The following is a 22,724-nucleotide window of genomic DNA, read 5'->3' on the forward strand; positions in this document are numbered from 1 at the left end:
CCCCCGCCCGCCGCACCTGTCGTGAGTGTGACGTCCGTCAAAGAGAGCGTGACGCGCATTACTTCGCGGTCACACGGCGCCCCCGGCCCGCTAATCTCCGCCGGAGAGCCAGAAGTGAACAGGTGTTAAGGGGTGGAATTCGTGGCCGGTAAGCTCGCCGTCATCGGCGCCGGACTCATGGGAGCCGGCATCGCTCAGGTCTCGGCCCAGGCCGGCTGGGACGTCGTCCTGCGGGACGTCACCGACGCCGCCCTGACCCGCGGCACCGACGGCATCAAGGCGTCGTACGACAAGTTCGTCGCGAAGGGTCGGCTGGACGCCGCGGACGCGGAGGCCGCCCTCGGCCGGATCACCGCCACCACCGACCTCGAAGCCGTCGCCGACGCCGACGTCGTCGTCGAGGCCGTCTTTGAGAAGATCGAGGTCAAGCACGAGATCTTCCGCTCCCTCGACAAGATCGTCAAGGACGGCGCGGTCCTCGCCTCCAACACCTCCGCCATCCCGATCACCAAGATCGCCGCGGTGACGGAGCGCCCCGAGGCCGTCGTCGGCGTCCACTTCTTCTCGCCCGTCCCGATGATGCAGCTCGTCGAGCTGGTCCGCGGCCACAAGACGAGCGACGAGACCCTCGCCACCGCCCGCTCCTTCGCCGAGTCCGTCGGCAAGACCTGCATCGTCGTCAACCGCGACGTCGCCGGCTTCGTCACCACCCGCCTCATCTCCGCCCTCGTCGTCGAGGCCGCCAAGCTGTACGAGTCGGGCGTCGCCACCGCCGAGGACATCGACCTCGCCTGCAAGCTGGGCTTCGGCCACGCCATGGGCCCGCTCGCCACCACCGACCTCACCGGCGTCGACATCCTCGTCAACGCCACCGGCAACATCTACGCCGAGACCCAGGACGAGAAGTTCGCCCCGCCGGAGCTGATGCGCCGGATGGTGGACGCGGGTGACATCGGCCGCAAGAGCGGGCAGGGCTTTTACACGTACTGATCCCTGCCGACCACACCACCTCACTCCATGGAGTGAATTCAGGTATCGGTTCGACGACAAGGCGCAACGTATCTGCCGAGGCAGCAGTCAGTTGTTGCGAAGACGGAGCATTTCCCGGGGAGCGACTATGCACATCAGGGGCGACCATGCCGAGCTGGTCGTCGGGGGCCGCCTCGACGTCCGGAGCGCGGCGGACGCCCGTACGGTCCTGCACTCGGCCGTCGACGACGGCGTCGGCGACCTGGTGCTCGACCTGACCGGACTCGACTCCTGGGACGCCACCGGCCTCGGCGTGATCATGGGCGCGCACCGACGGGCCGGCCGCTGCGGCCGCCGGCTCGTCCTGCGCGGGGTGCCGCCGCAGATGCAGCGGCTCCTCGTCGCCACCCGCCTGCACCGGATCCTCGCCATCGAGGGCGGCCTCGCGCTGGAGTCCCTGCCCCGGGTCTGAACGGGCGGCGCCCGCGCGGACCCGGGGGTGAACGACGCCCCGCCGTCTGTGAAGCCCCTGTGCGAACCAGGCGTCACGCTCAATCCTCACAAGACCGTGACGTCTTGGTCTCCACGGCACCCCGCCTGTTCCCGGAGCCCCCGCGACCGTCTAGGGTTCGGTCGCCCGCACCCGACGACGGACCCACCCGGCGGGCTCCGCACCACCGCTCTTGGGGGCTTTGACCATGGACCCGATACACCGGGGGCCGGACGAGTCCGGTCACGACGCCGCGGCCGAGGACGCCCGCCCCGCACACCCCGCGGCCCTGCCCGAGCGCGCCGCCGCGGCCCCCGCCCGCGCCCGCGTCACCCGGATCGTCTCCGGCGGGCTGCTCCTCACCGTCAACCCCGTCGACGGCAGCGAGATCGAGCCCTGCCCGCCCGGCGAGGAGCCCCCGGCCGCCCGCCGCCGCACCCCGGAGGAGCGCGCCGAGGCCGCCCGCGCCGCCGCCGTGCCCGCGCCGCCCGGCCCCGCCACCCCCGAACTGCCCCTCCTGGAGCGCGACGAGCAGCGCGCCCGGCTCACCGAGACCCTGACCCGCGGCCGCTCCGCCCGCCTCACCGGACCCGACGGCTCCGGCCGCACCGCGCTCCTCGACGCCGTCGCCGCCGACTGCGCCTCCCTCGCCCCCGACGGCGTGGTCCGCCTCTCCGGCCGCCACCGCACCACCGGCGAACTCCTCCACGAACTCCGCGCCGCCGTCCTGCACGCCCCCCACCACCGGCCCGACCGCGACGGCCTGCGTGGCGCCCTCGCCGGGATCGGCGCCGTCGTGGTCGTCGACGACCTGGAGTTCGGCGGCGCCGCCCTCGACGAACTCCTCGCCGCAGCCCCCGAGTGCGCCTTCCTCCTCGCCGCCGCCCCCGGCGTCCCCGCCCCCTCCGCCGACGCCCGGATCGAGGAGGTCGACCTCCCCGGCCTCGGCCGCGCCGCCTCCCTCGCCCTCCTGGAGGCCGCCGTCGGCCGCCGCCTCACCGACGAGGAGGCCAACTGGGCCGGCGACCTCTGGTTCGAGTCCGAGGGCCTGCCGCTCCGCTTCGTCCAGGCCGGCGCCCTGCTGCGGCAGCGCGACCGGCTGCGCGTCACCCCCGCCGAGTTCGACGCCTTCGGCGCCCTGGAGGAGGCCTTCGGCCCGTCCGGTACGACCCCGGGGGCGGGCCCCGGCGCGGCCCCCGCCCTCGACCCGTACGAGGACCCCGACATCGAGCTCCACGAGGTGCCGCTGCCCAGCCTCGGCGAGGGCGCCGCCCCCGCCGCGCTGCTCGCCTCCCGGCTCAGCCGCTCCGCCCAGACCACGCTCCGCTTCGCCGTCGCCCTCGGCGGCGAGGTCCCGCACCACGCCCACCTCCCGGCGCTCGTCGGCGACACCCACGCCGACGCCGCCCTCGGCGAACTGCGCGCCTGCGGCCTCCTCACCCCCGCCGGCACCCGGCACCGGCTCGCCGGCGGGGTCCTCACCCAGCTCCTCGCCCACGGCTACGGCCACGACGCCGCCGACCGCGTCCGGACCGCCGCCCAGCACTACGCCTGGTGGGCCGGACACCCCTCGGTGGGCCCCGAGCGGGCCGCCGCCGAGTCCGACGCCCTGCTCGCCGCGCTCGCCGCCCTCCTCGGGGACACCGCGGGCGACGCCGAGGCCGAGACCGAGCGCCGCACCACCGCCGTCGCCCTCGCCCGCGCCGCCGCCCCCGCCTTCGCCGCCGGCCTCCACTGGAGCGCCTGGGAGCGCGCCCTGCGCTCCGGCCAGGAGGCCGCCCGGCTCGCCGGCGACGTCGCCGAGGAGGCGTACTTCCACCACGAGCTCGGCGTCCTCGCGATCTGCGCCGGCAACCTCGGCCGCGCCCGCGCCGAACTGGAGGCCTCGATCGGCCTGCGCGGCGTCCTCGCCGACAAGCGCGGCACCGTCGCCGGCCGCCGGGCCCTCGCCCTCGTCGCCGACCTCGGCCGCGAGCGGGAGCCCGCGCCGGCCGCGGCCCGCGCCGACTCCCCGCCGCGCGGCCTGCCCGCCGTACGCCCCGCCGCCCCGGCCCCCGCCGAGCCGCCGACCGAACTCCTGCCGCCGGTGCCCGCCCCGGCCCCCCTCGTGCCGCCCGGCTTCCCGGACTTCCCGGACTTCAAGGGCTTCGCCGACGAGGGCCCCGCGGCCGTCACCCGGCCCGACACCGCCCCGGCGGAGCCGCCGCGCAAGGGCCTCGCCGCCGGCATCCTGGCCGGCACCCGCCGCAACCTCGCGGCCGTCGGCGCCGGCGCGCTCCTCGTCGCCGTCCTCGGCACCGTGGTCACCCTCGGCGCCACCTCGGACAGCGACGACGCGCCCACCTCCGGCACCGTCTCCACCGACAGCACGGCGGACCAGGGCGGCGCGGACGACCCCGGCACCGACGACGGCGCCCCCGCCGAGGGCGACGGGTCCGGCGACCCGGCCGCGCCCGGCACGCCGACCGCCTCCGGCTCGCCCGGCCCCACCGCCTCCGGCGCCACCCCGACGGCCACCGGCACGGACCCGACGGCGACCGGCTCCCCGTCGACGACGGCCTCCGACCCGGCCGACCCGTCGACCAGCGCGCCGGGCGCGACGGACGGGCCGACGACACCGGGGGACCCGACGAGCACCGGTCCCACGCCGACCCGGACCACCAGCCGGCCGCCGGTGAGCCCGACGGGCACGATCAAGCCGCCGTCGACGCCTCCGACGATCCCGACGACGACCCCGCCGACCACGCCGTCGACGACCCCGCCGACCCCGTCGGAGACGCCCAGCAGCAGCGCCCCCGACTCCACCGCCTCCTCCACCCTCGAAGGCGCCCCCACCGCCTCCGACACCCCGTGAGCCGAGCACGCGGAGAGGCGGAGAAGCCGAGAAGGGGACGGCCCCGGGCGCTCGGTGCGCCCGGGGCCGTCCCCTTCTCCGTGTCCTCGGTCCGTCCTGCTCAGAACAGCCGCAGCTTGTCGTCCTCGATGCCGCGCAGCGCGTCGTAGTCGAGCACCACGCAGTCGATCCCGCGGTCCGTGGCCAGGACCCGCGCCTGCGGCTTGATCTCCTGGGCCGCGAAGACGCCCTTCACCGGGGCGAGGTGCGGGTCGCGGTTGAGCAGCTCCAGGTAGCGGGTCAACTGCTCGACGCCGTCGATCTCGCCGCGCCGCTTGATCTCGATCGCGACCGTGGCGCCGTCCGCGTCCCGGCAGAGGATGTCGACCGGACCGATGGCCGTGGGGTACTCGCGGCGGACCAGCGTCCAGCCCTCGCCCAGCGTCTCGATGCGGTCGGCCAGCAGCTCCTGGAGGTGGGCCTCGACGCCGTCCTTGATGAGACCGGGGTCCACGCCCAGTTCGTGGGACGAGTCGTGGAGGATCTCCTCCATCGTGATGATCAGTTTCTCGCCCGCTTTGTTGATCACGGTCCAGACGCCGGCCTCACCGTCGTTGCTCTCGGGGCCTTCCTTGAGCGTGCACGGCGGGGACATCCAGTTGAGCGGTTTGTACGCCCGGTCGTCCGCGTGGATCGAGACGCTGCCGTCTGCCTTGATCAGGATCAGACGGGGTGCGGAGGGCAGGTGGGCCGTGAGCCGGCCCGCGTAGTCCACGGAGCAACGGGCAATGACGAGACGCATGGTCGGCAACGCTACAAGAGGAGCGCCCTTCTACGCGATTCGGGCACCTGTGTGAGCCGAACACCCGTCGGTTATCGGCCTGTTGTGTGCCCAATCGCCTGGTGCGGGCAGCACCGCGCGCTTACCGTGGAAGCTGGAGGTCGTCGTCCGTGCACGCTGCGTGGCGTACGTCGGCCCTCGTCCCTGCCCGCACAGGCCCCGTCCGCGGGGCCGCGAGAGGAGAACCCATGTCGCTCGACGTCTCACCGGCACTGTTGGAACAGGCCGAGCGAGGCGAGGTCGACGAAGCCGCCTTCGTCGACTGCGTCCGGACCTCCCTGCCCTTCGCGTGGGAGATGATCAGTTCTCTGGTGGCCCAGCTGGAGGTCGAAGGCGGAGAGTTCGCCGACAACCAGACGCCCCCGCCGAACGAGCAGGCACGTGGTCAGCTGCTGCGCGCGCTGGCGAGCGACGCGATCCGCGGTGCGCTCCAGCGCCACTTCGGGGTGCGTCTCGCCTTCCAGAACTGCCACCGCGTGGCGGTCTTCCCGCTGGACCCCGCGGTGGACGAGCGGCTCGCCCGCTTCACCTCGATACGGGGCCAGCTGCTCAACCAGTCGCCGGAACTGCGCGACTGCTGAGGTCCGGCCGTCGCCACCGGGATCCGCCAGGACTCGAAGGCCGTCGCCCGGTGTCGCGGGAGCCGCGATCGGTGCGTGTCGACGCGCACCGCTCGCGGGGACGCCGGGGTGGCGGCACGGTCCCGTTCTCAGCCCAGCCCGGGGAGCACCTCGGCGCCGAGCCGGCGGAGGTTCTCCTCCGTACCGGCCAGGTCGCCGGAGCCCTCGGCGAGTAGCGCGAAGCGGGTGATGCCGGTGCGCTCGGCGGTCGCCGCCAGCCGGTCCGCCGCCAGCTCCGGGGTGCCCACCGGGTGCAGCGAGCACAGCAGCTCGGTGTACGCCACCGGGTCCCGCATGGCGCGGTGCCGGCCGTCCACCGTCACGTGCGCGTCCAGACCCTGCTTCAGCCACCCCGGCATCGCCTTCACCAAGGTCTCCGCCGCCTCCCGGGTGCGGTCCGCGAGCTGCACCACGCCCGCCGAGACGTGGCCGGAGCCGATCCGCGCGACCTCCTCCGGATCCCGGCCGGCCTCCCGGGCCCAGCGGGCCCAGGCCGTGACCATCTCCGCCTTCTCCTCGTCCCCGCAGTGCATGCCGAGCAGCATCGGCAGCCCCCGCTCGGCGGCCAGCCGCACGCTCTTGCGCGAGGTGCAGGCCACGACCACCTCCGGGGACGCCTCGCCGCCGATCAGCTCGCCGGCCCGGGGCACCACCGCCACCTCGCGGAAGGAGAACCGTTCCCCCGAGGCGCCCACCCGGGCCTCGGTGAGCCACCGCAGCAGCAGGTCGAGGGCCTCCGGGAAGCCGCGCTCGTACGCCTCCAGGCCCGCGCCGAACACCTCCAGGTCCACCCACGGCCCGCCGCGCCCCACCCCGAGGGTGAACCTGCCGCCCGACACCACGTGCAGCAGCGCCGCCTGTTCGCCGAGGGCGACCGGGTGGACGCTCGGCAGCACGCTCACCGCCGTGCCCACCCGCAGCCGCTCGGTGCGGCCCAGCAGCAGCGCCGCCAGCGTCACCGCCGACGGGCACACGCCGTACGGCACGAAGTGGTGCTCGGCCAGCCAGACCGAGTCCAGGCCCGCCTCCTCGGCCACCTCGGCGGTCCGCACCGCCCGGTGCAGCGCCTCACCCTGCCCCTGGCCCGGAAACTGGGCCGCCAGAACGAACGTTCCTACGCGCATCGCCTTCTGCCTCCTCGCGGCCGGCGCGTTCACTTCCCCTCGTACCGGCAACAACGCCTGACACGTGCCAAAGGCAACGGCCCCGTATGAAGTTCTTGCGATTTTCGGTCCGGGCGCCCGGACCGGGGCCCCGGCCACCCCGTCGCGGCCCGTACGCTGGAAGGAACGGTCCGTGTTCCCCGATCCCGTGAGGTGTGCTGTGTCCCCGCGTCACCACCGTTCCCGCCGCGCCGCCAAGCCGGCGGCGCAGGAGGACCGCGACGACCGGTACGGCGGCTCGCAGCGCACCGAGTCCTGGCAGGGCGAGGAGTGGTACGTCCGCCTCGTCGCCGGCGCCAGCTCCCCCGGCAAGCGCTACCGCTGCCCCGGCTGCGACCAGGAGATCCCCGGCGGCGCCCCGCACGTCGTCGCCTGGCCCGAGTACGGCGGCGTCGACGACCGCCGCCACTGGCACAAGGCCTGCTGGAACGCGAAGGACCGCCGCACCCCCGGGGTGCAGCGGTCCCGCAACGCGCCGAAGTACTAGGGCCTGTCCGGCCGTTCCCCGTCGGGTCCGGCCCGCCCGGCCCGGGGCTCAGACGTCCCGGCTGTTCAGCAGCGCGTAGGCGCCGCCCACCGCCACCGCGGCCACCCCGACCAGGGTGAAGAGGGCCTCCCAGCCCGCCGGGCCGCTGTCGCCGAACGGCGGCTGGGCGCTGTACAGCGCGATCATCTGCGAGGGCACCGAGTAGGTGAAGAGCGCCTCCTGGACCCCCTTCAGCGCCGGCGCGAACATGAACAGCGCCGCCACCAGCGGCAGCAGCAGCACGCCGATCATCACCGTGATGGCACCGGCCGAGTGCCGCACCAGCGCCCCGACCCCCATCGACAGCAGGCCGAGCACCGCCATGAAGCAGGCCGCGCCGACCGTGGCGCGCGCCCACTCCGCGCCCGTGGGCTCCGCCGCGTCCACCATGGCCACCTGCGCGGTCGCCACCACGAAGGCGACCACCAGGGTCACCGTGAAGACCAGCAGGAAGAAGACGATCGCCTTCGCCGTCAGCACCCGGGCCCGGCTCGGGCACGCCGTCAGCGTGGTCCGGATCATGCCCGTGCCGTACTCGGACGAGATCGTCAGCACGCCCAGCGTGATCACGCAGATCGACGCCGGCAGCATCCCGAAGAAGCCCAGCGGCAGCGCGGACTCCTCGCCCATGTTCCCGCCCTCGCCGGCGGCGATCGCGGCCACGCCCAGACCGATGGCCAGCATCAGCAGCACCATCGTCCCCAGCGTCCACATCGTGGAGCGCACCGAGCGGATCTTCGTCCACTCCGAGGCGAGCGCGTCGCCGAGGTGCGCCCGGCGGACCGGGATGGGGGAGACGTAGCCGTACGGCGGCGGGGGAGTCGGGGTGGGCGTCGGGGCGGTCATCGGGCGTCCTCGGTGGTGTCGCTCGGCTTCTGGAGGCTCGGCTGCGGGGCGGCCTGCGGCGGCGCGGCCGGCGCGGCGGCGGGGGGCTGCGGGGCGGCGACGGGGGGCTGCGGAGCGGCCGCGGGGGGCTGTGGGGCGGCGGCGTACGGGTTCTGCCCGGGCGGCGGCGGGGCGTACCAGCCCTGCTGCGGCACGTCCGCCGGGGCCACCGGCTGCGGCGGCAGGCCGTACCCCGGCTGCCCGGGCTGCGGCGGGGCCTGGAGGTGGGCCAGCTTGTCGTCGCTGGAGCGGTAGTCCACCGCGCCCTGCGTCAGCCGCATGTACGCCTCCTCCAGCGAGGCCTGGTGCGGCGACAGCTCCCAGAGCCGTACGTCCGCCCCGTGCGCCAGGTCGCTGATCCTCGGCAGCGGCAGACCGGTGACGCGCAGCGCCCCGTCCGGCTCCGGGAGGACCTGGCCGCCCGCCTCGGCGAGCACGCCCGACAGCTTCTCCCGCTGCCCGGGGTCGGAGTCCGGGGTGCGGACCCGGGCGAAGTCCGCCGAGTTCGCCGAGATGAACTGCTTCACCGGCATGTCCGCGAGCAGCTGCCCCCGGCCGATCACGATCAGGTGGTCCGCCGTCAGCGCCATCTCGCTCATGAGGTGGCTGGAGACGAAGACCGTGCGGCCCTCGGCCGCCAGCTTCTTCATCAGGTTCCGCACCCAGAGGATGCCCTCCGGGTCGAGGCCGTTGACCGGCTCGTCGAAGAGCAGCACCTGCGGGTCGCCCAGCAGGGCCGCCGCGATGCCGAGCCGCTGGCCCATGCCGAGCGAGAAGCCCTTGGAGCGCCGCCTCGCCACGTCCTGGAGGCCCACCACGCCCAGCACCTCGTCCACCCGGCGGGCCGGGATGCCGGCCAGCTGGGCCAGCGAGAGGAGGTGGTTGCGGGCGCTGCGGCCGCCGTGCACCGCCTTGGCGTCCAGGAGGGCGCCGACCTGCCGGGGCGCGTTCGGCAGCTGCCGGAAGGGGTGGCCGCCGATCGTCACCCGGCCGGCCGTGGGCGCGTCCAGGCCCAGGATCATGCGCATGGTGGTCGACTTGCCGGAGCCGTTGGGGCCCAGGAAGCCGGTGACGACGCCCGGCCTCACCTGGAAGGAAAGGTTGTACACGGCCGTCTTCGCGCCGTAGCGCTTGGTCAGGCCGACTGCCTCGATCATTCTCCAGCCCCATCGACAGGTCGGTGGTGTGCGAGCGGGGCACGACGGCGCGCGGCCGGAGGGCCCCCGTACGAGTCAGGAGCTTATCCAGCCGTTGACGGTTCCCGCGCCGGAGATACGAGACCGAAGCGAAACCTCCGGGAGAAATCCGGGACGCACCCCCGAGACGTCCCGGACGCCCGCCCGGCCCCGCTCAGGCGTCCCGCCGCTTCAGCACCAGATAGCCGCCGAGCAGCGAGGCGGCCACCCAGACCAGCATGATCCCGAGCCCGCCCCACGGCCCGTACGGCGCCTTCTCCGAGCCCAGCGCGTCCGGCACCACCTGCATGATCTTGGAGCCGGCCTGGTCGGGGAAGTACTTCGCGACCTCCTTCGCCTTCGGCACCGCCGACAGGATCTGCGAGATCAGGAAGAAGAACGGCACCAGGATGCCCAGCGACAGCATCGAGGAGCGGAGCATCGTCGCCACGCCCATCGAGAAGAGGGCGATCAGCCCCATGTAGATCCCGCCGCCGACCACCGCCCGCAGCACGTTGTCCGCACCGATCGTCGTCCGGTGCTCGCCCAGCAGCGCCTGCCCCAGGAAGAACGACAGGAAGCTCGTCACCAGGCCGACGACCAGGGCGAGCGCCCCGGCCACCGCGACCTTGGAGAAGAGGAACGTGGCCCGCTGCGGGACGGCCGCCAGCGAGGTGCGGATCATGCCCGAGGAGTACTCGGTCCCCACCACCAGCACGCCGAAGACCACCATCGCCAGCTGGCCGAGCACCATCCCGGAGAAGCTGACGAAGGTCGGGTCGAAGGTCGCCCGCTCCACGTCGGACAGGTCGTCGAAGGTGGACCTCAGCAGCGCGGAGAGCGCCGCGCCCATCGCCACCGTGACGATCAGCGCGCTCGCCAGGGTCCAGAGCGTCGACGAGACCGTCCGGATCTTGGTCCACTCGGACTGGAGGACCGCCGGTACCGCCGCCATCCTCAGACCCCCTCGCTGTTCGGGCCGGCCTCCGGGGTCCGCGCGGGACCCCAGCCGGACTGCGCGCCCCACCCGGGGCCGGGCGCGGCCGGCCCGCCCTCGGGGACGCCGCCGCCGTGGACGTCGGTGCCGTGCGCGTGGTACTCCACCGCGCCCGCCGTCATCTGCATGAACGCCTCCTCCAGGGAGGCCCGCTGGGCGCTCAGCTCGTGCAGCGTCAGCTGGTGCGCCGCCGCCAGCTCGCCCAGCCTCTCGGTCGTCGCCCCGTCGACCTCCAGGGTGCCGTTCCCGGCCTCGACCACCACGAATCCGTCGGCGTGGAGCACGTCCCGCAGCCGTTCCTGCTGCGGGGAGCGCAGCCGGACGAAACTCCGCGAATTCCGCTGGATGAAATCCGCCATCGACATGTCGGCCAGCAGCTTTCCCTGCCCGATGACGATCAGATGATCCGCCGTCAGCGCCATTTCGCTCATGAGATGGCTGGAGACGAAGATCGTTCTCCCTTCCGCCGCCAGCGACTTCATCAGATTGCGGATCCAGTGAATTCCCTCGGGGTCCAGACCATTGACGGGTTCGTCGAACATCAGGATCTCGGGATCGCCGAGCAGCGCCGACGCGATCCCGAGCCGCTGCCCCATGCCGAGCGAGAAGCCCTTCGACTTCTTCCGCGCCACCGCCGTCAGACCCACCAGGTCCAGCACCTCGCCCACCCGGGCCTCCGGGATCCGGTTGGACTGCGCCAGGCACAGCAGGTTGTTGTACGCCGACCGGCCCCCGTGCATCGCCTTCGCGTCCAGCAGCGCCCCGATGTACTTCAGCGGCTCGTCCAGCTCGCGGTAGTGCCGGCCGTCGATCCGCACCGTCCCGCTCGTCGGGTTGTCGAGGTCGAGCATCATCCGCATCGTGGTCGACTTGCCCGCCCCGTTGGGCCCCAGGAAGCCGGTGATCATGCCCGGCCGGACCCGGAAGGAGAGATGATCGACCGCCGTCTTCGTCCCGTACCGCTTCGTCAGCCCGTCAAGCTCGATCATGCGTACCAAGCTAAGGGCGCGCGAAACCCCCCGCCACCGGAGTGACGGGGGGTCCGGAACGCACGCGCTCCCGGCTCGGCCGGGGCCTACCGGGTCTGCTGCGCCGGGACGCCCGCGGAGCGGTCCTCGTCCAGCGGGGAGCCGGCCGCCGCCACCGCGGCACCGGTCAGCGTCGCCAGCATCTCGCGGACGTTGGTCAGCTGCGCGTTGATGGAGTCGCGGCGGTTCGTCAGCGCCGCCAGCTCGCGCTCCGATTCCGAACGGATCCGGTCGGCCTTGGCGTTCGCGTCGGCCACGATGTCCTCGGCCTGGCGCTGCGCGGTCTCCACCGTCTGGCGGGCCCGGCGCTCGGCGTCCGTCCGCAGCTTCTCCGCCTCCAGGCGGAGCTGCTCGGCGCGGTGCTCGATCTCGGCGAGGCGCTTCTCGGCCTTGGCCTGACGGGAGGCCAGGTCGCGCTCGGACTGCTCGCGGCGCTTGGCCAGGTTGGTCTCGAAGTCCGCGGCGGCCTGGGCGGCCTTGGCGCGGGTCTCCTCGAAGAGGGCGTCCGCCTCCTCGCGCTTCGACTGCGCGTCCTTCTGCGCCTCGGCGCGCAGCGAGTTGGCCTCGCCCTGCGCCTTCTCGACGATCCGGACGCCCTCGTCCTCGGCCTTCGCCTTGCGGTCCGCCGCGAACGACTCCGCGTCGTTGCGCACCTGCTGGGCGGCCGACTCGGCCAGCTCGCGGTGCTGCTCGGCGGCGCGACGGGCCTCCTCGCGCAGGTCCTTCGCCTCCTCCTCGGCGAGGCGGAGGATCTTCTCGACCCGCGCGCCGAGACCGGCGTACGACGGCTCCGCGTCGCTCACCTGGGCCTGGGCGTTCTGCGTTTCGAGGTGGAGCTCCTCGATGCGCTTCTCCAGAGAGGTGATGCGGCCCAGTGCGCTGTCACGGTCGGCGACGAGCTTGGTAATGCGGTCGTCCACCTGACCGCGGTCGTAACCACGCCGCACGAGCTCGAAGCCGAAGGGGGAGGATGTGTCGCTCATGGGGTTCCTGTCGAATGAGACCGGTGAGGTGTTAGAGGGAATCCTAGGGGCCGAAGCGGCGTGTCATCGAGCGTATGCCCGTTTGATCTGGAGAATGTCCAGCCTTTTGAGTGGCTAGCCGTCCTGGGACTTGCCACCCGAACGAGTGGACCCCGAGGAAACGCCCGCCTTGAGGCCGTCCTTCGTCCCGGCCGACGGAGTCTCGAAAGACTCCAACGCCTCCAGAACGTCCTGGACACGGGAGATCTCGGCATTGATGTCGGTACGGCGCCGGGTCAGCGTCTCCAGCTCGCGCCGGCCCTCCTCGACCAGCCGCGCCGCCTCGGCCTCCGCCTCCGCCTTGATCCGCTCGGCCTCGGCCACCAGCGAACTCTTCTTCTGCTCGGCCTCCTTCAGGAGGGCGTCCGCCTTCCTGACCGCGGCGATCCGGACCTTGCTCGCCTCCGAACTCGCCTCCGAGATCATCTCCTTGGCCTTCTCCTCGGCCTCGACGCGCTGCTCCTCCGCGGCCTTCACCAGCTTGTCGACGCGCTCGCCGGCCGTCTTCATCTGCTCGGCCGACTCGCGCCGCGCCCGCTCGTGCAGCTCCTCGATCTCGCCCTCGATCCGGCCCCGCAGCTCCTCGGCCCGATCCCTTATGGCGGTCGCGTCCTGCCGCGCCCCGACCAGGAGCTCGTCCGCGTCGGTCCGCGCCTTCTCCACCAGCGCGTTGCCCTCCACGGTCGCCTCGGCGACGATCCGGTCGGCCTCCTTGCGGGCCGCGCCGACCATCGTGTCGGCCTGCGTCTCCGCCTCCGCGGTGGCGCGCAGCGCCTCCTCACGGGCCTTGGCGATGAGCTGGTCGGCCTGCTCGGCCGCGTCCGCGCGCTTGCGCGCGCCGGCCTCGCGGGCCTCGTCCAGGGTCCGGTCGGCCTCGTCGCGGGCCTCGGAGCGCATCTGCTCGGCGGCCGCCTCGGCGTCCTCCTTGACCCGCGCCGACTCCGTACGGATCCGCTCGGCGTCCCGACGGGCCGACTCCAGCTCCTCGGCGCCCTCGGCCCGCAGCCGCTCGGCCTCGCCGGCCGCGTCCGCGAGGGTCCGCTCCGCCTCGGTCCGGGCGTCTGCCGTCACCGACTCGGCCAGCTCGACCGCCTCGTCGGTGATCCGGCCGGCCTCCGCCGTGGCCTCGCCGACCAGGGCGTCGGCCTGCTCGGCCGCGTCCTGGCGCCGCTTGTCGGCCGCCTGGCGGGCCTCGTCCAGGATCTGCTCGGCGTCGGCCAGGGCCGCCGTCCGCAGCGCCTGGGCGTGCGCCTCGCCGTCCGTCTTGACCTGCTCCGCCTCGGTCCGCAGCCGGGCCGCGTCCCGCTCGGTGGTCTCGCGCAGCTCGGCGGCCTCGGCCGCGATCCGGCCGGCCTCCGCCGTGGCCTCGCCGACCAGGGCGTCGGCCTGCTCGGCCGCGTCCCGGCGCCGCTTGTCGGCGTCCTTCCGGGCCTCGTCCAGGACCTGGGCGGCCTCCGCGCCGATCCGCTCGGCCTCGGCCGTGGCCTCGCCGACGAGGGTGTCGGCCTGCTCGGCCGCGTCCTGGCGCCGCTTGTCGGCCGCCTGGCGGGCCTCGTCGAGGACCCGCTCGGCCTCGGCCGCGATCCGCTCGGCCTCCGCCGTCGCCTCGCCGACCACGCCCTCGGCCTTCTCGGCCGCCTCCGAACGGATCCGGTTGGCGTCGTCCCGGGCGTCCGCCCGGGTGCGCGCCGCGTCCTGCTCGGCCGACGCCAGCGCGTCCGTCGCCTCGGTCCGCACCCGCTGCGCGTACTCGGCGGTGTCCGTCCGCAGCTTCTCGGCGTCCGCGAGCGCGTCCGCGACCGTCCGCTCGGCCAGCGCCTTCGCGGCCTCGGACTCCTCCTGGGCACGCGCGCGCGTGCGGGCCGCGTCCTCCGAGGCCCGCTCCCGCTCCCCGTGCGCGTCGGCGCGGACCCGGTCCGCCTCCTCCTGCGCCTCGGTGCGGGTCCGCTCCGCCGCGTGCTCCGCGGCCGACCGCAGCCCGGCGATCTCCTCCTCGGCCTGCTCGCGCAGCCCGGCGACGGAGTCGCGGACCTCCTGCGCGGTCTGCTCGGCGGCGGAGACCATCTCGGTCGCCCGCGCGTCCGCCTCCTCGACCAGGCGCTGGGCCTCGGCCTGGGCGTCCTCCACCCGCTTGCGGGCGGCGGCGAGCAGCTCCTCGGACTGCTCCCGGGCGTGCTCCCGCTCCCGGCCGGCCTCGGACCGGGCCGACTCCAGCGTCTCCTCGGCCTCCCGGCGGCGCCGGTTGGCCTCCTCCCGGGCGGCGGACAGCGCCTCCGCGGCCTCCGCGGCGACGCGCTCGGCCGCGGCCGCGGCCTCGGCCCGCACCCGGTCGGCGGTCTCCTGGGCCTCCGACCGCAGCCGCTCGGCCTCGGTCTCCGCCTCGGAGGTGAGCCGCTGCGCGGTGGCCTCGGCCTCGGCGCGGGCCGCGGAGGCGTCCGCCGCGGCCTCGGTCCGCAGCCGGTCGGCCTCGGTCTCGGCCTGCTCCCGCAGCACCCGGATCCGCTCGGCGCCCTCGGTGCGCAGCCGCTCGGTCTCCTCGGCGGCCTCGCGCCGGATCCGCTCGCCCTCGGCACGGGCGTCGGTCAGCTCCCGGCCGGCCGCCGCCACCTTCGCCTCGGCGTCGGCGTGCAGCCGGGCCAGCTCCTCGGCGGCCTCGGCCCGGCGGGCCTCGGCGGCCCGCTCGGCGTCCGCGCGCAGCCGGTCGGCGGCCTTCTCGGCCGCCGCCCGCACCTCCTCGGCCTGCTCCTCGGACTCGGCGCGCAGCCGCTCCGCCTCGGCGCGGGTCCGCTCCAGGGTCTCCTCGGCCTGGGTCCGGAGCGTCTGGGCGCGCTCCATCGCCTCCGAGCGGACCTTCTCGCTCTCCGCGCCGGCGTTCGAGCGCAGCTCGTCGGCGTCGGCCTTCGCCTTGGCCAGCAGCTCCTCGGCGGTCTTCGCCGCCTCCTCGATCTGCTGGACGGCCTCGCGACGGGCCTCGCCGCGGATCCGCTCGCCCTCGGCGATGGCCTCGGCGCGCAGCTGCTCGGCCTCGCCGCGCAGCCGCCGGGCCTCCTCCTGGAGCTCGACGGTCTTGGCCCGGTACTCCTTGGTGTCGTCCTTGGCCGAGCCGAGCAGTTCGTCGGCCGACTCCTCGGCGCGGGACCGCAGCCGGTCGGCCTCGGTCTCGGCCTCGCGGCGGATCCGCTCGGCCTCCTCGGAGGCCTTGCGGGTGGTCTCGGCGGCGTCCTCGGACGCCTTGCTGAGGATCTCCTCGGCGCTGCGGGCGGCCTTCGCGAGCGCGGCGGCCGAGTCCTCGGCGGCGGCCGTGCGGGCCTTCTCGGTGGCTTCGGCGACCAGCTTCTCGGAGCGCGCGGTCGCCTCGCGCAGCTTCTCCTCGGCCTCGGCCTTGAGGGCCTCCGCCTTCTCGGTGGCCTCGCCGACCAGCCGGGCGATCTCCGACTTGGCCGTCCGGGTGCGCTGTTCGTTGACGGAGTCGGCGGAGGCCAGCGTCTTCGCCGCGGACTCCTTGGCCTCGTTGAGGGCCTTGTCGGCCTCGGCGCGGGCCTGCCGCAGCCTCTCCTCGGCCTCCTGCATCCGCTGCTCGGCGGCGCGGGACAGCTCGGTGGCCTGGCGCCGGGCCTGGTCGGTCTCGGCGACGGCGGCGGTACGCAGCTGCTCGGCGTGGCCGGTGGCCTCCTGGGCCTGCGTGGAGGCGGCCGTCATCAGCCGCTCGGCGTCCTTGCGGGCGCGCAGCAGAATCGCTTCCGCCTCGGCGCGGGCGGCCTCCGCCTCGGCGCCGACCCGGCGGCCGGTCTCCTCGGAGAGCCGGGTGGCCTCGGCGCGGGCCGCGGAGAGCGACTGCTCGGCCTCGGCACGGGCCTCGTCCATCAGCCGGCGGGCCTGGGCCTCGGTGCGGGCGCGCAGCTGCTCGGCCCAGGCCACGTTCTCGTTGACGTGGGCCTCGACGGTCTGGCGGCGCTCGTTCAGCTCCTGGTCGAGCTGCTGGCGGCGCTGGACGGCCTCGTTGTGCAGCTCGGCCTGGAGCCGGGCCTGGTGCTCCGCGTGCTCCTGGAGGATCCGCTGGGTCTGCGCCCGGGCCTCGCGCAGCTCCCGCTCGGCGTCCTGGCGCAGCTGCTCGGCCTGCGCCTGGGCGTTGCGCAGCAGCTGCTCGGCCTGGTAGCCGATGTCCGCGCTGTCGTAGGCGGGACGGGACGCGATGGTGCGCCGCGCCTCGTGGAGCTTGGCACGCAAGACCTCGACCTGGTAACCGAGGTCCTCGGCGTGCTGGACGGCCTTCTCTCGCTCCTTCTTCAGCCGTTCCATCTCGGCTTCGAACCGCGAGAGATGGTCGTCTTCAGCTCGGTGGCTCTCCTGGCGTTCGTAGCCCCGCACTGCGCGGTCCATCCTTCCCCGAGCTCTCCGAGCAGGGGAGACCCCAACCCTGGTCGCTACGTTCCGACGAGCACCGTTCACCGGACAGAACGGCCCCCCGGGGAATCGTGGCAGATCGGACGACCCCGACATCCCGACTACGGCGCCGCGCGAAGCGGCCCCGACCGGCCCCGGCCCGGAGCCGCCCACTCTACCGGGCCGGGAATACGGAGGTCAGTGCTCCGCTGAGGAGTGGTCGGCGGAAGGCCGTGCGGAGGTGACGAGTTCGGTCAGGACGCCGTGGCAGTCCTTGGGGTGGAGGAAGGTGATCCGGGAGCCCATGGAGCCGGTCCGGGGCTCGTCGTAGAGGACCCGGACGCCCTTGGAGCGGATGGCCTCGGCGTCCCCGTCGACGTCCGCGGTGCCGAAGGCGATGTGGTGCACGCCCTCGCCGTTCTTGGCCAGCCACTTGCCCACCGCGGAGTCCTCCCGGGTCGGCTCCAGGAGCTGGAGGTAGGAGGCGCCGCCGTCGTCGGTGGCGTTGATCCGGAGCATGGCCTCGCGGACGCCCTGTTCCTCGTTGACCTCGGAGTGGTAGACCTCGAAGCCGTACGTGGCACGGTAGAACTCGACGGTCTTGTCCAGGTCGAAGCAGGCGATCCCGATGTGGTCGATACGCGTCAGCATGGCTCCAGTGCACTCCCGCCGGGATGGTTACGCAACGTGCGCGCCGTCACACCGGCAGGCCGGTGACCTCGCGCCGCACCGCTCAGTACATTGGCGGTAAACCCTCGTTCACTCCTCATCCCAAGGGGCCGTGCCTCATGTCTGGAACGACCGGTACCACCTCAGTGATCGTCGCGGGCGCCCGCACGCCCATGGGTCGCCTGCTCGGCTCGCTCAAGTCCTTCTCCGGCGCCGATCTGGGCGGCTTCGCCATCAAGGCCGCGCTGGACCGGGCCGGCATCGGCGGGGACCAGGTGCAGTACGTGATCATGGGCCAGGTGCTCCAGGCGGGCGCCGGCCAGATCCCCGCCCGCCAGGCCGCCGTCAAGGCCGGCATCCCGATGAACGTCCCCGCCCTCACCATCAACAAGGTGTGCCTGTCGGGCCTGGACGCCATCGCGCTGGCCGACCAGCTGATCCGCGCCGGCGAGTTCGACGTGGTCGTCGCCGGCGGCCAGGAGTCCATGACCAACGCCCCGCACCTGCTGCCGAAGTCCCGCGAGGGCTACAAGTACGGCGCGATCGAGATGCTCGACGCGATGGCGCACGACGGTCTGACCGACGCCTTCGAGAACATCGCGATGGGCGAGTCGACCGAGAAGCACAACACCCGCCTCGGCATCGACCGCGCCTCCCAGGACGAGATCGCCGCGCTGTCGCACCAGCGCGCCGCCGCCGCCCAGAAGAACGGCGTCTTCGAGGCCGAGATCACCCCGATCGAGATCCCGCAGCGCAAGGGCGAGCCGGTGATCTTCGCCAAGGACGAGGGCGTCCGCGCCGAGACCACCGTCGAGTCCCTCGGCAAGCTCCGCCCCGCCTTCGCCAAGGACGGCACCATCACCGCCGGCACCTCCTCGCAGATCTCCGACGGCGCCGCCGCCGTGGTCGTGATGAGCAAGGCCAAGGCCCAGGAGCTGGGCCTGGAGTGGATCGCCGAGATCGGCGCCCACGGCAACGTGGCCGGCCCGGACAACTCGCTCCAGTCGCAGCCGTCCAACGCCATCCTGCAGGCCCTGAAGAAGGACGGCCTGACCGTCGACGACCTCGACCTGATCGAGATCAACGAGGCCTTCGCCGCGGTCGCCGTGCAGTCCATGAAGGACCTCGGGGTGTCCCCGGAAAAGGTGAACGTCAACGGCGGCGCCATCGCCCTCGGCCACCCGATCGGCATGTCCGGCGCCCGCGTGGTGCTCCACCTGGCGCTGGAGCTCAAGCGGCGCGGCGGCGGCACCGGCGCGGCCGCGCTGTGCGGCGGCGGCGGCCAGGGCGACGCGCTGATCATCCGCGTGGCCGGCAAGTAAGACCCCAGCCAGCAGAACCAGGAGAACGCAGCATGGTGGACGTCCCCGCACTGGTCGCCCAGGCACGGGAGGGCAGGCCGCGGGCCGTGGCCCGCCTGATCTCGCTCGTGGAGGGGGCGTCCCCGCAGCTGCGCGAGGTGATGGCGGCGCTGGCCCCGCTCACCGGCAACGCCTACGTGGTGGGCCTGACCGGCTCGCCCGGCGTCGGCAAGTCCACCTCGACCTCGGCGCTGGTGACCGCGTACCGCCGGGCCGGCAAGCGGGTCGGCGTGCTCGCCGTGGACCCGTCCTCGCCGTTCAGCGGCGGCGCGCTCCTCGGCGACCGGGTCCGGATGTCGGAGCACGCCTCCGACCCGGGCGTCTACATCCGCTCGATGGCCACCCGCGGCCACCTGGGCGGTCTCGCCTGGTCCGCCCCGCAGGCCATCCGCGTCCTGGACGCGGCCGGCTGCGACGTGATCCTGGTGGAGACCGTCGGCGTCGGCCAGTCCGAGGTGGAGATCGCCGGGCAGGCCGACACCTCGGTGGTGCTGCTCGCGCCGGGCATGGGCGACGGCATCCAGGCCGCGAAGGCGGGCATCCTGGAGATCGGCGACGTGTACGTGGTCAACAAGGCGGACCGGGACGGCGCCGACGCCACCGCCCGCGAGCTCAACCACATGCTGGGCCTCGGCGAGGCCCGCGGGCCGGGCGACTGGCGCCCGCCGATCGTGAAGACGGTCGCGGCGCGCGGCGAGGGCGTGGACGAGGTCGTGGAGGCCCTGCAGAAGCACCGGGCCTGGATGGAGGAGCACGGGGTCCTGGCGGAGCGCCGCAAGGCCCGTGCGGCCCGCGAGGTGGAGACCATCACCATCACGGCGCTGCGCGAGCGGATCGGCGACCTGCACGGGGACCGGCGCCTGGACGCGCTGGCCGAGCGGATCGCGACCGGCGCGCTCGACCCGTACGCGGCCTCCGACGAGCTGCTGGCGAGCCTGACCGGCAACTGAGCGGCCGGAAGAACGCCGGAGGGCCTCCCCGTCGCGGGGAGGCCCTCCGGCGCATCTCTGTCAGGTCACGGCTTGCCGCGCTTGCCGCGCAGCCGCTCGGCGACCGGCTTCAGCGACTCGTGGAGGTCGCCGAGCGCGTCCGGGGTGAGCCGGTCGATGAAGTGGTCGCGGACGGACTCCACGTGGTGCGGGGCGACCTTGCGCATGGTCTCCATGCCGCGGTCGGTGAGGACCGCGTAGAGGCCGCGCCGGTCGGACTCGCAGTTGACGCGCTCGACCAGGCCGGCGTTCTCCATCCGGGTGATCTGGTGGGAGAGGCGGCTCTTGGACTGGAGGGTGGCGGCCGCGAGGTCGCTCATCCGCAGCCTGCGGTCGGCGGACTCGGAGAGGTTGACGAGGATCTCGTAGTCGTTCATCGTCAGGCCGAAGGGCTGGAGGTCCCGCTCCAGCTGGTGCGTCAGCATTCTCTGGACGTCGAGGAAGGTGCGCCACGCGCACTGCTCGGCGTCGGTGAGCCAGGGGGTGGCCGTCTCGGTGTCCATGAGTGGATTCTACCTAAGAAGTTGAATACTTGACGAAATCTGCGGGGTGACGCTCGGCACCCGCCGGAACGGCCGCGGTCCCCGCGCGGCCGTTCGAAGCGTCACGCTCCGCAGACTACCGCTCACAGCCCGAAGCGCCGCTGCAGGTCGCCCAGCTGGCCGGGAAGGCGCGGTACCGCGCCCTGCACCGCCTGGCCGGAACCGTGCGCCCCGTGCCCGCCCGGAACCCCGGCCTGGGCCGGCGGCCCGCCGATCTCCCGCTCCGCCATCAGCAGCTCCGTCGACTGGAGCAGCACCGTGCCCGCGCCCACGAACTCGAACTGGTGCTCCTCGCCCGAGGAGCCCCCGATGCCGGTCAGGGCCCGCACGCCGCCCATCACGCCCGTCAGGTAGGCGTGGTCGTAATGGTGACAGGGCGAGGGACAGTCCGCCCAGCCGACCAGCGCCTGCGGGTCCACCCGCAGCGGCGGCTCCATGAAGACCACCGGACCGTTCGACGCGGCCACGAACTTCCCGGTTCCGATCAGGGTCACGAACCCCGGCACGATCGACTGCTTCAGCGCCAGCGTCGGCTGGTAGGCCAGCAGGTTCCCCGAACGGATCGTCAGGTTGCCCTCGTCCAGGTCGTACGAGTTCACGTCGAAGGCCCGGTCCGCGAGCAGCATCTTCCCGGAGCCCTCGGCCACCACCCAGTCGCTCGCGTGCAGCGGCGAGTGGAAGGACGTGCGCACCAGCCGGTCGAGCCGCCCGTGCCCGATGCCGTTGAACTCGATCCGCCCGTAGTAGGCGATCATCTTGCCCTTCTGCAGGAACCACTGGGAGCCCTTGAGCTCCACGCAGAAGGTGTACGCGTTGACGTTGTCGTCCGACGGCAGGGTCTGCGGATCGTGGATGACAGGGGTGCTCACAGCTTCTCCTCCGACGCCTGGACGTACACCGCACCGCTGCCGCTCAGCTCCAGCTGGAAGGCCTCGCCCGAACCGCGGCCCACCATGTCCCGCCAGCCCAGCGCCGTCGAGAGCTTGTTGCGGACGTCGCCGTGGTGGGCCACGTACGCCTGCGGGTCGACGTGCACCGGACGGCCCGGGCCGATCGGCAGCTCGATCACCCCGCCGTGCGCCATCACCGCCACCGAGCCGTGGCCCTTGAGGGTCGTCGTGAAGAGGCCCTGGCCGGTCACCTGCCCGCGCACCAGACCCATCACCCCGCCCTGCGAGCCCATGAACATCGTGCCCTGCTCCAGGGTCCCGTCGAAGGCGAGCAGCCGGTCCGCCTCCACGTGGAGGGTGTCCCCGGTCAGCGCGATCACCTGGACGTGGTGGCCGCCGTGCCCGAACATCACCGTGCCGGAGCCCTCCACCGTCATCAGCGGCGTCGCCTCGCCGGCCACCCGGCGGCCGATCATCGACATCAGGCCGCCCTGGCCGCCCGCCATGTTCGGCGTGAACGTGACGTCCCCCCGGTACGCGAGCATCGCGCCGCGCTGGCTGAACAGCCGCTGCCCCGGGACGACGGTCGCCTCGACCATCTTCGAGTTCACCTCGCGGAACGGCATCAGACGTCCCCTCCGATCGTGTTGCGCTCGCTCGGCTGGACGTACACCAGCCCGTCGCCCTCGAAGCGGATCTGGAACGCCTCGCCGCCGCCCTCGCCGAGAAGGGTGCGGAAGGTCACACCCGACTGGAAGTGCTGCTGGAGGTTCCCCTGGTGGGCGACGTACGCCCCCGGGTCGACCGACAGCGGGTACTGCGGGGTCACCCGGAGCACCGTCGCGGGGCCGTCGGACGTGATCGCCGCCTGTCCGGTGCCCTCCACCGTGGTGGTGAAGAGGCCGTTGCCGGTCGCGCCGCCGCGCAGGCCGGTGAAGGTGGTGCCGGTGCGCAGCCCCGCGTCGGTGCAGAGCAGGTTGCTCGCCTCCACCCACAGCTTGTCGCCGTGCAGGTGGACGAGGTTGATCTCGGAGGCCCGGTCGGCGAACCAGCAGGTCCCCTGGCCCCTGACCTCCATCACCTCCATCTGTTCCCCCGTCAGGCGGCGGGTGACCATGCCGCGCAGGCCCTCACCGCCGCCGCTCATCTTCTTGAACGCCATCTGCCCGTCGTAGGCGACCATCGAGCCGTTCTTCGCCTTGACGGCGTCGCCGGTCATCGTCACGGCGAGCACCTTGCTGCCCTGGAGTCGGAACGTAGCCACGGCCCGAAGGTAGCGGGGACCCGGATAAAGAGACAGCAAAGTCGGCGTGCACAATGGATCCGCCCACCCCTTGTGCA

Annotated in this window: 20 protein-coding genes; 7 read left to right on the forward strand and 13 right to left on the reverse strand. The window is 73.6% G+C overall.

The genetic code is table 11. The annotated features are described in order from the left end of the window. The first annotated feature begins 141 nt into the window (after window positions 1-141). The 3 genes from ACFW6A_RS09140 to ACFW6A_RS09150 all read left to right on the forward strand — a co-directional run bounded on the left by ACFW6A_RS09140 (window position 142) and on the right by ACFW6A_RS09150 (window position 4,313). Window positions 142-990: a 3-hydroxyacyl-CoA dehydrogenase family protein gene (locus ACFW6A_RS09140; protein WP_351841368.1), complete on the forward strand. Its 849-nt coding sequence runs from the start codon at window positions 142-144 to the stop codon at window positions 988-990. Between the two features lie 127 nt (window positions 991-1,117). Continuing rightward, window positions 1,118-1,441, forward strand: a complete 324-nt coding sequence (locus ACFW6A_RS09145; RefSeq protein WP_188269246.1) for an STAS domain-containing protein — start codon at window positions 1,118-1,120, stop codon at window positions 1,439-1,441. Between the two features lie 226 nt (window positions 1,442-1,667). Then, complete coding sequence (locus tag ACFW6A_RS09150) at window positions 1,668-4,313, forward strand: ATP-binding protein (protein WP_386639596.1); 2,646 nt, start codon at window positions 1,668-1,670, stop codon at window positions 4,311-4,313. A 100-nt stretch (window positions 4,314-4,413) separates the two neighbouring features. On the opposite strand, the gene nucS is transcribed toward ACFW6A_RS09150, so the two are convergent. Next, window positions 4,414-5,094 (reverse strand): endonuclease NucS, encoded by a 681-nt coding sequence (nucS, locus tag ACFW6A_RS09155; RefSeq protein WP_351841364.1) that lies wholly within the window; start codon window positions 5,092-5,094, stop codon window positions 4,414-4,416. 227 nt (window positions 5,095-5,321) lie between these two features. On the opposite strand from nucS, the gene ACFW6A_RS09160 reads away from it, so the two are divergent. Then, the gene (locus ACFW6A_RS09160) at window positions 5,322-5,714 is read left to right on the forward strand and encodes an SCO5389 family protein (protein ID WP_031006219.1); all 393 of its coding nucleotides are present in this window, start codon (window positions 5,322-5,324) and stop codon (window positions 5,712-5,714) included. Between the two features lie 128 nt (window positions 5,715-5,842). Here ACFW6A_RS09160 and ACFW6A_RS09165 read toward each other — a convergent pair whose 3' ends face one another. Further along, window positions 5,843-6,877, reverse strand: coding sequence for an LLM class flavin-dependent oxidoreductase (locus ACFW6A_RS09165; RefSeq protein ID WP_386483987.1), 1,035 nt, complete (start codon window positions 6,875-6,877; stop codon window positions 5,843-5,845). A gap of 199 nt (window positions 6,878-7,076) precedes the next feature. Here ACFW6A_RS09165 and ACFW6A_RS09170 point away from each other — a divergent pair, with 199 nt between their 5' ends. Beyond that, complete coding sequence (locus tag ACFW6A_RS09170) at window positions 7,077-7,403, forward strand: ATP/GTP-binding protein (protein ID WP_351841360.1); 327 nt, start codon at window positions 7,077-7,079, stop codon at window positions 7,401-7,403. A gap of 48 nt (window positions 7,404-7,451) precedes the next feature. Here ACFW6A_RS09170 and ACFW6A_RS09175 read toward each other — a convergent pair whose 3' ends face one another. The 7 genes from ACFW6A_RS09175 to mce all read right to left on the reverse strand — a co-directional run bounded on the left by ACFW6A_RS09175 (window position 7,452) and on the right by mce (window position 17,583). Continuing rightward, the gene (locus tag ACFW6A_RS09175) at window positions 7,452-8,288 is read right to left on the reverse strand and encodes an ABC transporter permease (protein WP_351841358.1); all 837 of its coding nucleotides are present in this window, start codon (window positions 8,286-8,288) and stop codon (window positions 7,452-7,454) included. After that, window positions 8,285-9,484 carry an ABC transporter ATP-binding protein gene (locus tag ACFW6A_RS09180; RefSeq protein ID WP_351841356.1) on the reverse strand — a complete coding sequence of 400 codons (1,200 nt, stop codon included), beginning with the start codon at window positions 9,482-9,484 and terminating at the stop codon, window positions 8,285-8,287. The genes ACFW6A_RS09175 and ACFW6A_RS09180 overlap by 4 nt, the downstream gene beginning before the upstream one ends. Window positions 9,485-9,677: 193 nt before the next feature. Beyond that, the gene (locus ACFW6A_RS09185; protein ID WP_351841354.1) at window positions 9,678-10,457 is read right to left on the reverse strand and encodes an ABC transporter permease; all 780 of its coding nucleotides are present in this window, start codon (window positions 10,455-10,457) and stop codon (window positions 9,678-9,680) included. 2 nt (window positions 10,458-10,459) lie between these two features. Next, window positions 10,460-11,488, reverse strand: a complete 1,029-nt coding sequence (locus ACFW6A_RS09190; RefSeq protein ID WP_351841352.1) for an ABC transporter ATP-binding protein — start codon at window positions 11,486-11,488, stop codon at window positions 10,460-10,462. An 86-nt stretch (window positions 11,489-11,574) separates the two neighbouring features. Then, window positions 11,575-12,510 carry a cellulose-binding protein gene (locus ACFW6A_RS09195; protein WP_200427663.1) on the reverse strand — a complete coding sequence of 312 codons (936 nt, stop codon included), beginning with the start codon at window positions 12,508-12,510 and terminating at the stop codon, window positions 11,575-11,577. Between the two features lie 114 nt (window positions 12,511-12,624). Then, complete coding sequence (gene scy, locus ACFW6A_RS09200) at window positions 12,625-16,917, reverse strand: polarized growth protein Scy (RefSeq protein ID WP_386639687.1); 4,293 nt, start codon at window positions 16,915-16,917, stop codon at window positions 12,625-12,627. Between the two features lie 213 nt (window positions 16,918-17,130). Then, entirely contained in the window at window positions 17,131-17,583 is a 453-nt protein-coding gene (gene mce / locus ACFW6A_RS09205; RefSeq protein WP_351841349.1) for a methylmalonyl-CoA epimerase, read from the reverse strand. A gap of 137 nt (window positions 17,584-17,720) precedes the next feature. Between mce and ACFW6A_RS09210 the strand changes: the two genes are divergently transcribed. Then, window positions 17,721-18,923, forward strand: a complete 1,203-nt coding sequence (locus ACFW6A_RS09210; RefSeq protein ID WP_351841347.1) for an acetyl-CoA C-acetyltransferase — start codon at window positions 17,721-17,723, stop codon at window positions 18,921-18,923. Between the two features lie 32 nt (window positions 18,924-18,955). Then, window positions 18,956-19,912, forward strand: coding sequence for a methylmalonyl Co-A mutase-associated GTPase MeaB (gene meaB / locus ACFW6A_RS09215; protein ID WP_386639600.1), 957 nt, complete (start codon window positions 18,956-18,958; stop codon window positions 19,910-19,912). Window positions 19,913-19,977: 65 nt separating this feature from the next. Here the strand turns inward: meaB and ACFW6A_RS09220 are convergent, their stop codons facing one another. From ACFW6A_RS09220 to ACFW6A_RS09235, 4 genes are all read right to left on the reverse strand, one after another. After that, the gene (locus ACFW6A_RS09220; protein ID WP_351841343.1) at window positions 19,978-20,454 is read right to left on the reverse strand and encodes a MarR family transcriptional regulator; all 477 of its coding nucleotides are present in this window, start codon (window positions 20,452-20,454) and stop codon (window positions 19,978-19,980) included. Window positions 20,455-20,576: 122 nt separating this feature from the next. After that, window positions 20,577-21,362, reverse strand: coding sequence for an AIM24 family protein (locus tag ACFW6A_RS09225; RefSeq protein ID WP_351841341.1), 786 nt, complete (start codon window positions 21,360-21,362; stop codon window positions 20,577-20,579). Further along, window positions 21,359-22,009, reverse strand: coding sequence for an AIM24 family protein (locus tag ACFW6A_RS09230; protein ID WP_386482345.1), 651 nt, complete (start codon window positions 22,007-22,009; stop codon window positions 21,359-21,361). Before ACFW6A_RS09230 ends, ACFW6A_RS09225 begins: the two co-directional genes overlap by 4 nt. Continuing rightward, a complete protein-coding gene (locus ACFW6A_RS09235) occupies window positions 22,009-22,647 on the reverse strand; it encodes an AIM24 family protein (protein ID WP_351841337.1) in 639 nt (212 codons plus the stop codon). Before ACFW6A_RS09235 ends, ACFW6A_RS09230 begins: the two co-directional genes overlap by 1 nt. Window positions 22,648-22,724 lie beyond the last annotated feature (77 nt).

The organism is Streptomyces sp. NPDC058758, from assembly GCF_042746075.1.
In the GTDB taxonomy this organism is placed as follows: Bacteria; Actinomycetota; Actinomycetes; order Streptomycetales; family Streptomycetaceae; genus Streptomyces.

Bases quoted from the DNA above. Each gene is read 5' to 3' on its own strand.
- ACFW6A_RS09145 (WP_188269246.1), top strand. From the start codon at position 1,118: ATGCACATCAGGGGCGACCATGCCGAGCTGGTCGTCGGGGGCCGCCTC.
- ACFW6A_RS09150 (WP_386639596.1), top strand. From the start codon at position 1,668: ATGGACCCGATACACCGGGGGCCGGACGAGTCCGGTCACGACGCCGCG.
- nucS (WP_351841364.1), bottom strand. From the start codon at position 5,094: ATGCGTCTCGTCATTGCCCGTTGCTCCGTGGACTACGCGGGCCGGCTC.
- ACFW6A_RS09160 (WP_031006219.1), top strand. From the start codon at position 5,322: ATGTCGCTCGACGTCTCACCGGCACTGTTGGAACAGGCCGAGCGAGGC.
- ACFW6A_RS09165 (WP_386483987.1), bottom strand. From the start codon at position 6,877: ATGCGCGTAGGAACGTTCGTTCTGGCGGCCCAGTTTCCGGGCCAGGGG.
- ACFW6A_RS09175 (WP_351841358.1), bottom strand. From the start codon at position 8,288: ATGACCGCCCCGACGCCCACCCCGACTCCCCCGCCGCCGTACGGCTAC.
- ACFW6A_RS09180 (WP_351841356.1), bottom strand. From the start codon at position 9,484: ATGATCGAGGCAGTCGGCCTGACCAAGCGCTACGGCGCGAAGACGGCC.
- ACFW6A_RS09185 (WP_351841354.1), bottom strand. From the start codon at position 10,457: ATGGCGGCGGTACCGGCGGTCCTCCAGTCCGAGTGGACCAAGATCCGG.
- ACFW6A_RS09190 (WP_351841352.1), bottom strand. From the start codon at position 11,488: ATGATCGAGCTTGACGGGCTGACGAAGCGGTACGGGACGAAGACGGCG.
- ACFW6A_RS09195 (WP_200427663.1), bottom strand. From the start codon at position 12,510: ATGAGCGACACATCCTCCCCCTTCGGCTTCGAGCTCGTGCGGCGTGGT.
- mce (WP_351841349.1), bottom strand. From the start codon at position 17,583: ATGCTGACGCGTATCGACCACATCGGGATCGCCTGCTTCGACCTGGAC.
- ACFW6A_RS09210 (WP_351841347.1), top strand. From the start codon at position 17,721: ATGTCTGGAACGACCGGTACCACCTCAGTGATCGTCGCGGGCGCCCGC.
- meaB (WP_386639600.1), top strand. From the start codon at position 18,956: ATGGTGGACGTCCCCGCACTGGTCGCCCAGGCACGGGAGGGCAGGCCG.
- ACFW6A_RS09220 (WP_351841343.1), bottom strand. From the start codon at position 20,454: ATGGACACCGAGACGGCCACCCCCTGGCTCACCGACGCCGAGCAGTGC.
- ACFW6A_RS09230 (WP_386482345.1), bottom strand. From the start codon at position 22,009: ATGCCGTTCCGCGAGGTGAACTCGAAGATGGTCGAGGCGACCGTCGTC.